The sequence below is a fragment of the Brasilonema angustatum genome (genome assembly GCF_059505445.1).
The window spans coordinates 32,868-49,008 of sequence record NZ_JCACKO010000037.1; the positions used below are offsets into that span (position 1 = coordinate 32,868).

Sequence of the window (16,141 nt, forward strand, 5' to 3'; positions counted from 1 at the left end):
CATTTATAAGAACGACGAATTATTTTGCTCCTACTAAAGAGGGATATTGCTCTTCTACTGTAGGATAGTCGCTGTAACCCTTTTCTCCACCACCATAAAAAGTCGTCGAATCTCCCTCAGTCAGCGGTGCATTGAGAGCAAAACGTCGGGGTAAATCGGGGTTTGATATATATAGTGTGCCAAAAGCAACGAGCTCTGCTTCTTCTTTCGCTAAGACTGCATCGCCTTTTTCGCGAGTGTATGCCCCATTAACGATAAGTGTACCGTGATAGCGATCGCGTATATGACTGGTTGGCACCACTATTGCTCCATGTTGGATATCGCGATCTATCGCCTCAAAAATATGCAGATATGCTAAATCAAACTGATTCAACGCAAGGGCCGCATAACCAAATGTTTCCAGTGGATTGGAGTCTTGCATATCGTTATACCTACCACTCGGAGACAAACGTACCCCAACCCGTTTTGCACCCCACACTCCAATAACTGCTTCGGTTACTTCCAATAGAAGTCGGGCACGATTTTCTATAGAACCGCCATATTTATCTGTACGTTTATTCGTACCATCCCGGAGAAACTGGTCAAGTAAATAACCATTCGCACCGTGAATTTCTACACCATCAAAACCAGCCGCCAGAGCATTTTCTGCCCCTTTACGATATTGTTCGACAATTTCAGGAATCTCCGAGGTTTCCAACGCACGAGGAGTTACATATGGTTTCATACCTTCAAAGGTCAGTACCTCACCTTTAGGTGCGATCGCAGAAGGTGCTAGCGGTAACTCACCATTCGGTTGGAAATCAGGATGTGAAATGCGTCCTACATGCCATAGTTGCAGATAAATTCTTCCTCCATGCTGATGCACTGCATCTGTGACTAACTTCCAACCCTCGACTTGTTCTTGTGAGTGAATTCCTGGTGTATGAGGATACCCTTGACCTTGTGGAGAAACCTGAGTGGCTTCGGCAATAATCAACCCCGCAGAAGCGCGTTGAGTATAGTAGGTGACGTTGAGTTGGTGCGGTACATTACCCTCACCTGCACGCTGACGGGTTAAGGGAGCCATCACTATGCGGTTGGGCAGTTCTAGATCACCTAGTTTGTATGGCGAGAGTAAGTTTATGTTAGTGCTCATAAATTGAATCTCCAAATTCTGTGCTAAATCAAAAGTCATTAGTCATTAGTCATCAGTAAGCAGGCAGATGAAACTGCTCACTGACAACTGGTAACTGACAACTGATAACTGTTAAACAACTGACTGCACAACCCCGCCATCCACCCGCACAGCTGCACCGTTAGTGGCTGAGGCTATCGGACTGGATAGATAAACAACCATTGCTGCAACCTCATCAATTGTTGCAAAGCGTTTGATCAGGGAAGTTGGACGAACATTTTTGAAAAAGTCAGCTTCGACTTCCTCAGAACTAATACCACGGTCTTTTGCCATTTTTGCGACAAAGTCATCAACACCTTCTGAGCGAGTTGGTCCTGCTAGAACAGAGTTGACTGTGACTTGAGTTCCAGCGGCAGATTGTGCTAAACCTCTTGCAATGGCAAGTTGAGCAGTTTTGGTCATACCATAGTGAATCATCTCGACAGGAATTTGAATCGCAGATTCACTGGATATAAAAATAATACGTCCCCAGTCTTGTTCCAACATCTTTGGTAGGTAGTGGCGACTCAAGCGCACTCCACTAAGAACGTTAGCTTCAAAGATGTCCAACCAGTCTTCATCAGTGATATCTGAAAATGGCTTTGGCTCGTAAACACCAAGATTGTTGATTAGGATATCAATGTGAGGAACTTGTTGAAAGACTTCCGAAGCTCCTTCTTTTTTTGCAAGATCACCAACCACACCGGAAACTTTTGCTTCTGGGTTGCTGTGTTGAATTTTGGCGATCGCCTCCTCAACTCGTCCAGAAGATCGTCCAGTAATAATAACTGATGCCCCTTCTTGTGCAAGTCCTTGGGCAATTGCAAAACCAATACCTGCAGTTGAACCACTTACCAGCGCGGATTTACCATGCAATTTCAAGTCCATTGGTTGAACTCCAACAAATGATAGGATTTACGCATTATGCAAGTCTTGTTAAAACTGATTGTCAAAGAGCCAGGACTGACTGTCCTACACCAGTTCAAATCGTCATTTGTAATTGAGTTATTGATTACGAATTGAACTACAGATACTGTGCTAAAGTCTTACTCAACGTTGTCTTTGGCACTGCACCAACTACAGTATCGACTTGCCGTCCACCTTTGAACACTATGAGCGTAGGAATGCTGCGAATTCCGTAATTGCTGGCAATAGTAGGATTTTCATCTGTATTCAGCTTCACTACTTTTACCTGTCCTGTATATTCAGCAGCAATGTCATCTACCACCGGACCTACCATACGACAAGGTCCACACCACGGTGCCCAAAAGTCCACTAACACTGGAACTTCACTGTCAAGAACTTCTTGCTTGAACGTGGCATCTGTCACATTTGCAACGGATGACATAATTTGTTCTCCATTAATTCGTTAATTCGATAATATCGAATAATTAAAATATAGTCAACTTGATGAGATAATACAAGTATGAGATTCTTGTATCACCCAGACCGAAAACATATTTCCTTACCAGCAGTGCTTTACGCTTTGGGCGATCCGGTGCGGCTGGAGATTGTGCGGCGGCTGGCAGTTAAGGAAGAGCAATGCTGTGCTGACTTTGATTTTGCCATTGCCAAATCCACCATGTCTAATCATTTCAAGATTTTACGAGAGTCAGGCGTTATCTTGACTCGCAAAGAGGGAACACAGCACATTAATATGTTGCGCAAAGAAGATTTGGACGCACTTTTTCCAGGGTTGCTGGACGCTGTGTTGCGCTCAGCTAAGCCTTTGTGTGTTGATTCCTCCTCTCAACAAACGGTATCTATGTAAAGTAACTACTTAATTTTAAGATTGTAATATATCGATTGTTGCTGTTACAGGGGAAAGACGGTAGGTGCTGTCTGTGAATCTTGCCAGTCAAGCCTCCAGCTTATCGCCTGTGACAGTTGCATAAGTCCTGATCACGCTGTTATATTATCACCACCCTGTCGATCAATCGTTAATCGCACAACGGATAGCCCCAAAATGATGAGGAACAACACTAACCCAATTGTGCAAGCATAGCTAATTTCCAAATTACTAAACGCTTGTTCATACAAATAGTAAACTATTGTTTTAGAGCTATTGCGTGGTCCACCTTGCGTCATGATGTAGATTTCTTCAAACACCTTGGTGGCAGAAATAGCCGAAATCACAGTAACTAGAGCTATGTATGGTTTCATCAAAGGTACAGTAATATCCCAATGCTTACGGATACCGTCTGAGCCATCAATTGCTGCGGCTTCGTAGATGTCACTGGGGATAGATTGCAACCCAGCTAAATAAATCACCATGTAGTAACCCAACCCTTTCCATACCGTCACAGCCATGACGCTGAATAGTGCAAAATGAGGACTCGTCAGCCAAGGAATTCCTTCTGGGAAAATACCCTTTAGTAATTGATTGAGTAAGCCATTTTCTGCATACAGCCACCTCCAAGCAATCCCCGCGACTACCATTGAAATCACGACTGGTGTATAGTATGCGGCTCTAAACCAGTTCATTCCGCGCAGTTTCTGATTGACTAAAATTGCCAGTGCTAAGGAGGCGATGACTAAGATAGGTACAACACCCACAAGGTATATAAAAGTATTAAATAAAGTTTGCCAAAAAACTGGATCTTTGCGCAAGCGCTGAAAGTTAGCAAAACCTACCCATTGGGGCATCTGAGTTAAATCGTATTCGTAGCGAGTAAAGCTGAGGTAAAACGCTTGTAGTGCAGGCCAAAAGACGGTTAATGCCAAGATAAACAGGGCAGGGAGCAAAAATAAGTAAGGAGTCAGTCGCCGTGTGATGAGAACCCAATCTTTGGCTGTCAATTTATTCATAGGAAGATTTTTTTCGTGCTGTTGAGGCATGAATGTCGAGTTTGGATCAGTGCAAAAGTAAAAAGCAAATTAATGTTTAGAAAATCAAGATTCAATTTTAGTAGGGTGCGTTATACGTTGTTAACGCACCACACAAACTAAGCAGTTGGAATTTCGCATCTACCCCAAAAAATAAGTTCCCAACTCTTTAATTCGCTCCACCCAAGCCTTAACCTCATCAGCCACTTTATGCTTCCATTCGAGTTGGAGTACTTCTCGGGTATAAGAATCATCAAACACTACGTTATCCTTATTCTCAAACACAGGTGCCTGAAATTTCACCTCAGCAGCTTCAGCAAACAAAGTTGCCATCTGGCTAATGCTCAGGTTTTCAGGCGCTGCAAGGTAATGTCCTCCTTTCTCACCTCTTCGCGCTGTAGCAATGTAGCACTGGGCTAAATCTTCAACGTGAACCCATGCTGTCATAAAATCTGGTGGAAATGGTTCATAGCCCCAGTATGGTTTACCCGTGATGAACTGCTGAATTGCAAAATCCCAGAAACCGCCACAGGTAGGTGATGAACCATATACTGATGATGGATACACGATGGAGGCGTTACCTACTTGGCTAATGTATTCCTCTGTCAGTGCATCCTTCATCAAATTTACAGCCGATAATGACTCCCCCCATTCTAAATACTTGGGTTTTGCGAAACCTTTCGGCGGAGGTGTTTCTGTTATTCGTCCTCCCTCAGCAGTCGTCAGAGAAAAATTTCCACTCGTTGTGATGACATGAATATCTGGTGAGAGGGCGCTTGCGCCGTGTAAAGCTGCTTCCAAGGCTATGCGATCTTTCTGAAACTGAGCCTGTTTGGTCGATTCCAGAGGCTTACTCCATGCCACATTAATTATCGTTTTAACATCATACTTGCAAATTGCGGCTTCAACGTCCTCAGCAGAGAATACGACTTCTTTGGAACGGATTATGTCCTTACAAAAGGGCTTGATAGCCTCAGTGTTACTACTCGGACGCACGAGCGCTAAGACACTGAAATCTTGTGTTTGGGAAAACCTTCGGCACAACACTCCACCAATATAGCCAGTTGCACCCAAGAGCAAAATATTTTTAACTGAACGGTTTTTCTCGTCTAGAACGTCTTTTTCTTTTGACATCTGCTCTAAATCTTGTCAAACTTCTATCTTTATTATTTCTCAATACGAATACCAGTACCATAATATAGGAATCCTAAATCATTTATAAAAAATCTTGAGTAGTGTAGGGTGTTCCAAAAATCAAATAAAATTCCTATACCAATTCAGTAATCGGAGTGGTAAGGAGAAAATAGGAGTTTTGGCACTCCCTTTTCAAACATCTACCGATCTAAATTTGTATTCTAGCTTTTGAATTCAGGCACTTTGTATCAACGCTAGCAATAAGGAACAAAATGAAACTCAGCAGGTTTAGGTGACTGTCCGACTGAGTTTAACTTTATGGACGCTATGAACCTTCTTTTGAAAAAACAAGTCGCAATAAAAACTAAAGTCACTTCTTGCAGTTCAAGATGCGAAATTTGAGCTACAAACCTTCAGCTCTTACGACTTCACTTTAACTGGAAGGTGAGACATAAAAGGTCGCTCACAGAATCGGTAGAATACGTAAGCAACAAGTATTGATAATGGAACCCCGATCAGAAACCATTTAACGGCCAACATTGAAGGAGACAAGTGCATACTTAGTAAAATTTGAAATACAAGCCAAACTATAGGAGCATGGATAATATAAAGGCTGTAAGAAAATACTCCCAGTCCAACAATCCGTGGTGATTCTAAGAACCGCACCGCAGGAGGAAGTGGCTTACCATTGATTAAGAAATTGGTACAGTATATGAGAAAACAAGCTGCGCCAAAAGCAATAAAGTAATGGATCACCCATTCCGGCATTTCTTGTATCAAATTAAATCGTATCCACTCTATTAAAAAACCAAAGCAAGTAAAAACAGCAGCAAGTTTATCCCAAGGTAATGATTTTTTCATCCGCACCAACAATGGTTTTTGTGAAAAGTTAATCTCTGCTGCAGCCATTCCCAAAGCAAAAAGACCTAAAAACCAAGGATGAACAGTAGAGGAGAGTTCACCCATCAGATAGTTAAGTGTAATTCCAACAACAAAGGCAATTGTTAGTGTAGGTAATAAGCCCAGACGTCGCCATATTGGTATTAAAAAGATGGCAAACACAAAATAGATTTGCCACTCTACAGCAACAGTCCATGTAGGACCATTTATCTTATTAATATATGAACTGCCGAAATTTTGAAGAAGAAAGAGATAACAAAGTATATCTTTGAAAGAAAATGAAGGAGAGAACAAACCTTTGAGGTTGCTTAATCTTTCTTCATCCCAGCCTAAATTAGCAGTTTGCTCTATCCACAGTATGAATACACCTATTAATGAACATAAGATTAGAGCAGCATAATATGGTGGTAGAATTCGGCGAATCCGTCGCTTAAAGAAACCTAGTAAGCCTCCGGAAAAATATTTTTTATCAGAACGAACTACTGGAAGCATCAAACAGTAGCCCGAAATAACAATAAAAACAACAACAGCAAAAATTCCATATCTGAGGAACTTTGCTATAGGTAACCAAAGCAAGGCTGGTTGTAAAGCCTCTGCAAGGCTGGGTTCCCAACAATGAACGAGAACCACATATAGAGCTGCCAAACCACGTATACCATCTAAGTAAGCCAGACGGAGCCTCTGATTACTAGGCTTTTCAGAATAAGTACTTGAAGACTCGTAAGTGATATTTTGCTGCATTGGTAACGATAAATGATTAAGAGCTAAATATTAAGAATTAGACGCACAAAAATTCTGAACACGAGTTGTTTAATAAACTCATGCTATTAGGAAGGTATTTAACTACCCTTGGAACAAGGTATTCAAACAAAAAGTTTCTGTAAGTTAGTGTCAGAAAATGACTTTTCTAGTTAAAACGACAGTCTTGACATCAAACTCTACCAGTAACGAAACTAAAGCCAAATCAAGAAAATTTCATTTTTCTATTTACATAGAGTAATGCTTTTCCTAATATTAACAAACCTTTGAAGACGAGAAGTCTTTCTTAAGTTAGAAAACAGTTTAGTACAACTCATCATTAATAGAATTCGGAAATCCAATTTATGCCAAAACAAGATAATGAATTGTCTTTTAAGCCAATTCTAAATCCGTTTTATGGTGAGATGTACTTAGAAATATTACTTGTGCGATGGTAGGTGACAACCAAAATATATAAGTATTAACTACTTATATTGATATTTGCTTTAGGAGAAAACTAGATTTTTTGCTACCAATAGTAAATGAGTCGCGAAAGCTAACTAAGCCATATCTGAAACTAGTTACATTCTGTCTAAAGCATCAAACACTGTGGAATGAAGTCATCACAAAGACTTTCTTTCACATTTTTCAATTTTGCTCTACAGGCGTCCAAATTTAGGTTGTGAACATAATCTTGTTGAACTAACCGTAAAGCACGCGTCCCTTGATGCATGCACCTGACTGTATTAGGACACAAAGAATTTAGAGCAATGAGAAAAAATGACGTTGTTCACGAACAATTTAGTATTGCTGTATCTAAACAAACTCTTGTATTGAACAAAGGACAGTTGTTTACACATTCACACCTATATGTAGCGTGAAATTGTGATATTTCATCATCAAGCGAAGCTTCGCATATCTGGAGCATTCGCAACTAAAAATTGTTACGAACTTATGCAGTTCTGTACTAAGTTGTATATTATGAAAGCTCTTTATCTTGCAAGGCTGTGTAGAGTAGAAGTCACGCCTCTAACCTTGACCAAGAAAGCCTTTGAAATCTATAAAATTCAGGGGGGAGTTACACCACCAGGAACCCTGACGGCATGAACTCTTGGAACTACTAGCTCATACCCTACAAAAACTGTTCCTTTTAGCAGTGGTTGCTGGATGTGAGTCAGAAGGATTTCACGAAGAAAATCTAGCTTAAACATAACAAATGACCTCTGAGCTTCCATCGTACAGTTCGCTCGTCACTGCACATACTGTAGTAAATGCACAGCTGCTCTCTACATTAGACTTATAGCAAAAATATTGATTTTATTTTTATAACTACACATAAATGATTGTAAAAAACGTTCCTCTACTGTTGCCGTTAATAAGCTATTTCCTTAATTCCTCTTGTGAAGGACTAGAAAAAGGTGATAGAAACAAGTAGACAATGGTACATATTAACAACCTATATGTAGTTATTTGTGTATACTTTGAACATAGCCAAAGATACTTAGTTTTGCTAAGAGATTAATGTTTCTATAGTCAAGTAAACCATAACATCTATGACAATACAAATCGTCATGTTGTGCCCACTCTTTAATAGATATTTACGGAAAGAAAGATAATCTTTACAAAATCTTGATTTAAAGAAAAAGCTTCTTATATGTGAACATATTTTCTTCTATAGCAGGGAACAGGGAACGCTTAACAGACTTGAAAGTCTCTTGGTGAGCGTGTTTTCTCATTATTTCGTGTCCTAATCTACCTGGCGACTGCTATATTTTTACTGGGGAGCCACCTCGGGCAACAAGGCAACCCAAAGAAAGTAGACGGTTGGGAGTGTCAACTCCCAGCAACCGCGATATCGCCACTACTTTTTTCCTGTGCAAAAATTCCTCAAAGTGATCTCCTTCAACCGCAAACGTACGACGGTTGGGGAGAACAATTTGTTTGTGGTGCTAGGATCTCAGCACTTAGAATAGCCCTGCTGACTCATAAAGCCGTTTGAGCATTGCCATAATTTTGTTACCATATTCCAAATCGGCAGACCAACGTCCCGAGAGTTGTTCGATTGATGGAGCAATACCGCGAGTCACAAAGCGAAATCTCGGATCTTCGAGTTCTTGCACCAGTGGTTCCAAACTGGCGTAAGCTTTCAAGTGTTGGATGTGCGCCCGAACACCAAGTCTGGCACTTTCAAAGGACGCTGCGTTAGGGGCACCACCAATAGCCCCTAAACCTGCAAAGTTATTTTGTTCTGATTTGACATCGTCACCAAAGTGTAAAAATCCAGTTTCTAGGCACATTTGGCAGAAAGCAATGTCATGACTCACTCCTTCTATTGTCGCTTCTTCCCGATAGAGTTTGGGCAAGTCGGGAAACTGCACGATCGCATTTTCATTATTGTTTCTCAAAAATAACTGCAACTGCACTTCTGATGCATGACCATATGACATAATCTGATCAATTTGACCAAGAGGAATTTGCGTGATCGAGCGTAAATTCAGAGTTTGACTTGTACTATCCCATACGACAGAAAGATGAAAGTCGCGCAGTTCAACGGCTTTGAGGAAAACAACTCGGCGATAAGTCACGCGGCGGACATTAGGCGCTTTGGATAAATCAATCCGCAAGCGATCCGCCAAGTCAATGGGGATATAGGCATTACCGTTAATGAGTATCCCTTTCTCTGGATAAAGTTGTCCGTTAATATTGATACTAAATACTGGATATGTTGAGTCTGTTTCCACAGCTGAACCAGGATCAATAGTACGACTCCAAGATGCAACTCCATCGGCAATTCCTAAGGCAAAGTCGCGGCGGCGAGTTTGTAGCAAGGCGCGATCATCTGGGCTAGTAAGAAAGCCAACTTGCATCAACAAAGAACCAACTGATGTCTGACGACAAAACGCCAAACGCCCCAAACCTGTTGCTGAGTCTGGCTTGACTCCCCGATTTGGTAACTGAGGAACACGACGCAACAGTGCCACCAGTAGCAGTTCGGCATGATTTCTGCGTTCATCATTGTTAGCAATGTAGAATATGCTTGCCCCACGTACAGAAGGATTGCTCGCAGCATCAGCATGAATTTCTAGGGCAACATCTTTTTGACGAGCACGAGAATTTATCCAAGCGATAGTTTGTTGGGCGCTCAAGTCATCTGGAACTGCCAAAACTTCAAAATTACGCGCTCTGAGTTCGGTGATGATCAAATCCCGCAGCAGAATCATTTCCTTGGCTTCGGTTGTTCCACCGGCAATTGAGCCTGGATCTATTCCTCCTGCTTCTTTGCCTCCGTGAGCTGCTGAAAGAAAAATGCGTCCCATTTTCAGTATTTCCTGTTATACAATTAACAATTAGCGATTCTGGAGCCTGATTCTTGGATTGGCATCAAGAATATAATATTCATCAGAACCGTTAGTCTATAGTCAATAGTCAATGATCAATCATTTGTAACTCTTGACTATTGACTCCTAATTTAGTATGCACATCCCCCGCCTGCATCCGGACACAATTGAAGAAGTTAAACAACGAGCTGACATTATTGATGTCATCTCAGAACACGTCGTCTTACGCAAGCGCGGAAAAGATTACGTAGGTTTGTGTCCCTTTCACTCAGAAAAAAGTCCCAGTTTCACTGCTAGCCAGACTAAGCAGATGTACTACTGCTTTGGCTGTCAAGCTGGTGGCAATGCTATGAAGTTTCTCATGGATTTGGAGAAGCGCTCTTTTGCTGAAGTGGTATTAGATTTGGCGCGGCGTTATCAAGTCTCAGTGAAAACGCTAGAACCGGAACAGAGGCAAGAGTTGCAGCGTCAGTTGTCTTTGCGCGAACAACTATACGAAGTTCTCGCTACGGCGGCACAGTTTTATCAACACGCTCTCAGGTACGGTGGACAGAAGCGTCCTTCGGAGGTTCCCCTAGTTGAAGCGACTTCGGGAGAGAAAGCATTGCAATATTTGCAATCAGTGCGCCAACTGAAGGAAGAAACAATACAGCAGTTCGGAATCGGATATGCGCCCGCAGGTTGGGAAACACTCTACCGCTATTTAGTTGAGGACAAACGCTACCCAGTACAACTGGTGGAAAAAGCTGGTTTGATTAAACCACGTAAAGAAGCCAGTGGTTATTATGACGTGTTCCGCGATCGCATCATCATTCCCATCCACGATGTTCTCGGACGTGTCATTGGCTTTGGTGGCAGAAGTTTAGGTGATGAACAACCCAAATATTTGAATTCACCGGAAACAGAAGTTTTTATTAAGGGGAAAACTTTATTCGCCTTAGACAAGGCAAAAGCAGGGATTTCTCAGCAGGATCAAGCGGTGGTGGTGGAGGGATATTTTGATGCGATCGCTCTCCACGCAGCTGGGATAAATAATGCGATCGCCTCCCTTGGCACTGCTCTTAGCATAGAACAAGTACGGCAAGTCTTACGCTACACCGACTCCAAACAGTTAGTCCTTAACTTTGATGCTGATAAAGCTGGGACAAACGCCACAGAAAGAGCAATTGGAGAAATTGCCGAACTCGCATATAAAGGTGAAGTTCAGCTTAAGATTCTTAATTTACCCGATGGCAAAGACGCTGACGAATACTTGCAAGGACGTGAACCGGAAGATTATAGACAATTATTAGCAAATGCTCCTCTTTGGTTAGATTGGCAAATTCAGCAAATGACAAAAGAGCGTGACTTGAAACAGGCTGCTGATTTCCAACAAGTGTCTGGGCAGATGGTGAAGTTATTGAAAAATATAGCTAACAGTGATACACGTAACTATTACATTTCCCACTGCGCTGAAATCCTCAGTTTAGGAGATACCAGACTGATATCCCTAAGAGTAGAAAATCTTCTGACACAAATTGCTCCTACTAGGGCATTTCGTAAGCCAACACCAGTTATCAAACAGCAACCTGTAGAAACAGAGCAAAGTCTCGACAAGAGTGAAAGTAGTTTATTACCAATAGCAGAGGCTTTATTGTTGCAAATTTACTTGCACTATCCAGTATATCGTGGGGCTATAGTTGATGTTTTAGACGAGCGAGATTTGCAATTTAGTCTTTCTCATCACCGCTTTTTATGGCGGCAAATTTTAGAGATTTCCTCTGGGATTGACGATGATTTGATATCAATGGTGCAAGATAGATGTCTAGAGTTTCCAGAAGAAATGAGTTTGGTATCTCACTTATTTCATTTAAATGAGAAAACACAAAAAGAAATTATTTCACGTCATGATAAGTTGATTCAAGCAGCCACTGCTTGCATTGAACTGGTGCTGCGTGAAAAGCGCTATCGTCATTTGTGTCAACTCTTTGAGCAAATCGATCCAGAAGCTGAGCCGGAAAAATGGGAATCTTATTGTAAGGTTTTCTGCCAAGAAAAACAGCAACTTCAGGAATTAGAGCGTCAGCGGCAATTTTCCCTTGCTGAATTGCTGTAACACAACTTTCAAAGGGGGTTCCCAAGGACAGTTGCGTAAGCGCAAGCGCACGCCAAGGGCGTTCGCGTAAGCGTGTCCCTTTGGGACTTACGCGTAGCGTCTCCGTCAGGAGAGGAGGGTTTCCCTGCGGGGCAAACTGTCCGTATCGCCTGCAAACATTGTCTGTATTTGCGGATCAATTCTACTGCGGCGGCAAAATGCTTGACTCTATCTACAATCCAAGTTCATCTTCTTTGTGTGCATAAGTTGATTTCACTGACATTTATATAAGATGTAGTTGCTAGGCTTATGTCCGAACAAGGTAATAACCCCGACTTTATTGAAGTGATTTATGCTACTATGACGATCTGCACACAATTAAAATTTTGTCAAAGTATATGAAAACAATCCTAATTTTGGCAGCAACTCCCCAGGGATTGCGCTTGGATAAGGAAATTCGCTTAATTGAAGAATGTATCCGAGGTGCAGTGAGGCGAGATTCGTTTAAGATTATTACTAAGACTGCTGTTCAACCACAAGATATTCGCCGTGCGATCGCCGAAGAAAAACCCCAAATTGTCCATTTCTGTGGACACGGCTTAGAGGATGGTAGTTTGCTATTAGAAGACGATAGGGGACAGAACAAGGCTGTTCCACCACAGGGCTTGGCATCACTTTTCAAGTTACACGCGGATTATGTAGACTGTGTGCTGTTAAATGCTTGTAACTCTGTCAAATCTGCTGAGGCAATTAGTGAATATATTAATTATGTCATTGGGATGAACCGGGAGATTCAAGATAATTCTGCAATTAAGTTTTCTCAAGGTTTTTACGATGGATTAGGTTACGAAACCTCAGGAAACCAAAATGTGTTTCAAAGGGCTTTTGAAGAAGGTTTTGTGGCTATTCAAATGGAAAATCTTTTCCAAGCCGAGATTCCAGTTATTAAAACAAACATAAATCTAGATAAACCACATAAACCAATGGATATCTCATTATTAGTTAAATTTTTAGCGCCCTGTTTGCCATTTCTACTAAATGTGGGCAATAAGGCTGTGGAAGGTGCATCTGGAAAGCTTGGTGAGGATGTTTGGCGAAAAGCGACTGTTGTTTGGGGTAAGCTGCAACCAAAGGTGGAAACAAAGCCGATGGCAAAAGGGGCAGCACAAGAGTTAGCTAACTCTCCCACTGATGCGGATGCTTTGGATACACTTCAAAAGCAACTCAAGAAGCTGCTTGATGAAGATAAAGTCTTGAGTACTGAGATAACTCGCTTAATGCAGTCAGATGAGGAAGTTATTTCCAAGGCTGTCAATACTTTTAATCAGACGATATCCGGTAATGACAATGTGGTACAGAACGTAACTGGTAATAACAGTAAGTCGATTGGAAGAGTAGGTGGAAATGCAACTATCAATTAGTTAAAGGAAAAATTTGTGTTTATGCCTGACTAAATCAAACAAATTACAACTATGCAAACACAAAAAATTTCAGGTAATGAGAATGTTGTCCAAAACGCCAAAGGTGACAATAATATCGTAGTTGGCAGAGTAGAGGGCAGCCTAACTATCAATTATCGTCACGCGATTGGTAAACATTTTCAAGCACCTCCACTGCCAACTTATTACGTAGATAGACCAGAGTACACCAAAGACCTGAAGAATCGCCTACTTGCAGAATTACCAGATACTCGTAGTTTGGTAGTTAGTGCTATTCATGGCTTAGGTTCTGTAGGTAAATCGACCCTAGCAACTGCTTTGGCACATGATCTTGATGTGCAAACACACTATAGTGACGGTATTCTTTGGGCAACTTTAGGTCAGCAACCGGATGTCCTCTCCCTACTAAGCGGTTGGGTGCAGGCTTTGGGTGACTATGACTTTAAACCAACCAGTATAAAAGCTGCTACCACTCATCTACGTACTCTGCTACATGATAAAGCAATATTGTTAGTAGTAGATGATGCTTGGGAACCAGAACATGCTCAGGCATTTAGCGTTGGAGGCTCTCGTTGTCAAGTACTAGTCACAACTCGTGAAGGTGCGATCGCGGATGCATTAGGAGCCAGCACCTATAGTTTAGATGTGATGAAGCCAGAGCAGGCTATGGAATTGCTGACAAACAAGCTAGGGCGTGACCTAAAAGATGCAGAACGTCAGCCTGCAGCCGATTTAGCTAAAGCCGTTGGCTATCTACCTCTGGCGTTGGAACTGGCTGTGGCTCAGGTTGTCAGCAATGTATCCTGGGCAACTCTGTTAAAAGATATTCAAGGGGAAATTGCTCGGTTAAAAACATTTGACAGACCGGGATCTACAGGAAGTAGTGATGAAGCTTCTTTAAAAAAGCTCAGTTTAACTGCATCATTCAACTTGAGCATACAGCGTTTGGAAGAACCTGATCGCGAGAATTTTACATGGCTGGGGGTGTTACCTGAAGATGCAACGATTACTGACAAAATGGTGGTAACACTTTGGGATCTGGATGATGCGCGCGAGGCTTCTGATATTTTGGAAGATTTACGAAGTAAAGCGCTGCTATTGCCTGGTGTGACTCTCGGTGACGAAACCCGCACATATCGTTTACACGACTTACTGCATGACTTAGCACGTAATTTGTTAACTGCTCCTACAAAACCAAAACGTCGTGGAGATTTGCCTGGATTGGGTTTGAAGTTGGTTGATGTTCATAATATATTTTTGGAGCGATATAAAGAAAAAACCAAAAATGGGCAATGGCACACCTTACCTGATGACGGTTATATCCATCAGCGTCTTACTTGGCATTTTGAAAAGGCTTTAAAAACAGAAGAAATTCACTTATTGTTGCAGGAGGAAACAGAGACAGGAAGGAATGGGTGGTTTGAAGCGTGCGATCGCTTGGGACAAACTGCCAATTTTGTGATAGATATAGCTCGTGCTTGGAAATTGGCAGAGAAGATGTTTGAAGAAAAGCCAACGCAGTCAATTGCATTACAGTGTCGCTATGCTCTGATTACAACTTCTCTAAACAGTTTGGCAAAGAATATCCCTGGTTCTTTAATAGCAGCACTAGTAAAGCAAAAATTGTGGAGTCAAGCACAAGGATTAGCATATGTCCAACAAACAAAAGAATCCAATCAACGAGCAGAAGCGTTGAGCGCGTTAGCTCCTTACCTATCAGAATCTCTACTTTCCATTGCCCTCGAAGCCGCCCTTGGTATTCAATCTGACTCTTACCGTGCTTCAGCCCTAAGTGGACTTGCGCCACACCTATCAGAGGTACTACTAGAGAAAGCTCTCGAAGTTGCACTTAGTATTAAAGATGACGATGACCGTGCTAAAGCCCTGACTGGACTTGCGCCACACCTATCAGAGGTACTACTAGAGAAAGCTCTCGAAGTTGTACTTAGTATTAAATATTACAAACATCGCACTAAAGCTTTGACTGGACTTGCGCCACACCTATCAGAGGTACTAAAGGCAGAGGTACTAGAGAAAGCTCTCGAAGTTATACTTAGTATTAAAGATGACTATAACCGTGCTGATGCCCTGACTGGACTTGCGCCACACCTATCAGAGGTACTAAAGGCAGAGGTACTAGAGAAAGCTCTCGAAGTTGCACTTAGTATTAAAGATGACTATGACCGTGCTGATGCCCTGACTGGACTTGCGCCACACCTATCAAAGGCACTATTAGAGAAAGCCCTCGAAGCTACACTTAGTATTAAAGATGACTATGACCGTGCTGATGCCCTGACTGGACTTGCGCCACACCTATCAGAGGCACTAAAGGCAGAGGTACTAGAGAAAGCTCTCGAAGTTGCACTTAGTATTAAAGATGACTATGACCGTGCTGATGCCCTGACTGGACTTGCGCCACACCTATCAAAGGCACTATTAGAGAAAGCCCTCGAAGCTGCATTTAGTATTAAAAATGACTATTACCGTGCTGAAGCCCTGACTGGACTTGCGCCACACCTATCAGAGGTACTAAAGGCAG

Annotated in this window: 12 protein-coding genes; 4 read left to right on the forward strand and 8 right to left on the reverse strand. The window is 42.0% G+C overall.

Annotated features, from left to right (window positions below):
* Positions 1–19: 19 nt before the first annotated feature.
* The 3 genes from AC5JM2_RS09315 to trxA form a co-directional block, all read right to left on the reverse strand.
* Positions 20–1,135 (reverse strand): alkene reductase, encoded by a 1,116-nt coding sequence (locus tag AC5JM2_RS09315; RefSeq protein WP_495834621.1) that lies wholly within the window; start codon positions 1,133–1,135, stop codon positions 20–22.
* A 111-nt stretch (positions 1,136–1,246) separates the two neighbouring features.
* Positions 1,247–2,041, reverse strand: coding sequence for an SDR family NAD(P)-dependent oxidoreductase (locus tag AC5JM2_RS09320; protein ID WP_495834612.1), 795 nt, complete (start codon positions 2,039–2,041; stop codon positions 1,247–1,249).
* 136 nt (positions 2,042–2,177) lie between these two features.
* A complete protein-coding gene (gene trxA, locus AC5JM2_RS09325; RefSeq protein WP_210620867.1) occupies positions 2,178–2,501 on the reverse strand; it encodes a thioredoxin in 324 nt (107 codons plus the stop codon).
* A gap of 78 nt (positions 2,502–2,579) precedes the next feature.
* On the opposite strand from trxA, the gene AC5JM2_RS09330 reads away from it, so the two are divergent.
* Complete coding sequence (locus tag AC5JM2_RS09330; RefSeq protein ID WP_495834613.1) at positions 2,580–2,924, forward strand: ArsR/SmtB family transcription factor; 345 nt, start codon at positions 2,580–2,582, stop codon at positions 2,922–2,924.
* Between the two features lie 131 nt (positions 2,925–3,055).
* On the opposite strand, the gene AC5JM2_RS09335 is transcribed toward AC5JM2_RS09330, so the two are convergent.
* From AC5JM2_RS09335 to tftA, 5 genes are all read right to left on the reverse strand, one after another.
* Positions 3,056–3,961 (reverse strand): carbohydrate ABC transporter permease, encoded by a 906-nt coding sequence (locus tag AC5JM2_RS09335; RefSeq protein ID WP_495834622.1) that lies wholly within the window; start codon positions 3,959–3,961, stop codon positions 3,056–3,058.
* Between the two features lie 159 nt (positions 3,962–4,120).
* Positions 4,121–5,113: an NAD-dependent epimerase/dehydratase family protein gene (locus tag AC5JM2_RS09340; protein ID WP_495834614.1), complete on the reverse strand. Its 993-nt coding sequence runs from the start codon at positions 5,111–5,113 to the stop codon at positions 4,121–4,123.
* 420 nt (positions 5,114–5,533) lie between these two features.
* Entirely contained in the window at positions 5,534–6,754 is a 1,221-nt protein-coding gene (locus tag AC5JM2_RS09345) for an acyltransferase family protein (RefSeq protein WP_495834615.1), read from the reverse strand.
* Positions 6,755–7,818: 1,064 nt separating this feature from the next.
* The gene (locus AC5JM2_RS09350) at positions 7,819–7,962 is read right to left on the reverse strand and encodes a hypothetical protein (RefSeq protein WP_169157121.1); all 144 of its coding nucleotides are present in this window, start codon (positions 7,960–7,962) and stop codon (positions 7,819–7,821) included.
* A 753-nt stretch (positions 7,963–8,715) separates the two neighbouring features.
* Complete coding sequence (tftA, locus tag AC5JM2_RS09355) at positions 8,716–10,068, reverse strand: hormogonium tapered terminus morphoprotein TftA (RefSeq protein ID WP_495834616.1); 1,353 nt, start codon at positions 10,066–10,068, stop codon at positions 8,716–8,718.
* 157 nt (positions 10,069–10,225) lie between these two features.
* On the opposite strand from tftA, the gene dnaG reads away from it, so the two are divergent.
* The 3 genes from dnaG to AC5JM2_RS09370 all read left to right on the forward strand — a co-directional run.
* Positions 10,226–12,184 carry a DNA primase gene (gene dnaG / locus AC5JM2_RS09360; RefSeq protein WP_495834617.1) on the forward strand — a complete coding sequence of 653 codons (1,959 nt, stop codon included), beginning with the start codon at positions 10,226–10,228 and terminating at the stop codon, positions 12,182–12,184.
* A gap of 377 nt (positions 12,185–12,561) precedes the next feature.
* Positions 12,562–13,584 (forward strand): CHAT domain-containing protein, encoded by a 1,023-nt coding sequence (locus tag AC5JM2_RS09365; RefSeq protein WP_495834618.1) that lies wholly within the window; start codon positions 12,562–12,564, stop codon positions 13,582–13,584.
* A 51-nt stretch (positions 13,585–13,635) separates the two neighbouring features.
* On the forward strand, positions 13,636–16,141 hold a 2,506-nt coding region (locus tag AC5JM2_RS09370; protein WP_495834619.1), incomplete at its 3' end, for an NB-ARC domain-containing protein.

What these genes read in the sequence shown, in the direction of transcription:
- AC5JM2_RS09345 (WP_495834615.1), bottom strand. Translation starts at nt 6,754, where the DNA reads ATGCAGCAAAATATCACTTACGAGTCTTCAAGTACTTATTCTGAAAAG.
- AC5JM2_RS09330 (WP_495834613.1), top strand. Translation starts at nt 2,580, where the DNA reads ATGAGATTCTTGTATCACCCAGACCGAAAACATATTTCCTTACCAGCA.
- AC5JM2_RS09350 (WP_169157121.1), bottom strand. Translation starts at nt 7,962, where the DNA reads ATGTTTAAGCTAGATTTTCTTCGTGAAATCCTTCTGACTCACATCCAG.
- dnaG (WP_495834617.1), top strand. Translation starts at nt 10,226, where the DNA reads ATGCACATCCCCCGCCTGCATCCGGACACAATTGAAGAAGTTAAACAA.
- trxA (WP_210620867.1), bottom strand. Translation starts at nt 2,501, where the DNA reads ATGTCATCCGTTGCAAATGTGACAGATGCCACGTTCAAGCAAGAAGTT.
- AC5JM2_RS09340 (WP_495834614.1), bottom strand. Translation starts at nt 5,113, where the DNA reads ATGTCAAAAGAAAAAGACGTTCTAGACGAGAAAAACCGTTCAGTTAAA.
- AC5JM2_RS09315 (WP_495834621.1), bottom strand. Translation starts at nt 1,135, where the DNA reads ATGAGCACTAACATAAACTTACTCTCGCCATACAAACTAGGTGATCTA.
- AC5JM2_RS09320 (WP_495834612.1), bottom strand. Translation starts at nt 2,041, where the DNA reads ATGGACTTGAAATTGCATGGTAAATCCGCGCTGGTAAGTGGTTCAACT.
- AC5JM2_RS09335 (WP_495834622.1), bottom strand. Translation starts at nt 3,961, where the DNA reads ATGAATAAATTGACAGCCAAAGATTGGGTTCTCATCACACGGCGACTG.
- AC5JM2_RS09365 (WP_495834618.1), top strand. Translation starts at nt 12,562, where the DNA reads ATGAAAACAATCCTAATTTTGGCAGCAACTCCCCAGGGATTGCGCTTG.
- tftA (WP_495834616.1), bottom strand. Translation starts at nt 10,068, where the DNA reads ATGGGACGCATTTTTCTTTCAGCAGCTCACGGAGGCAAAGAAGCAGGA.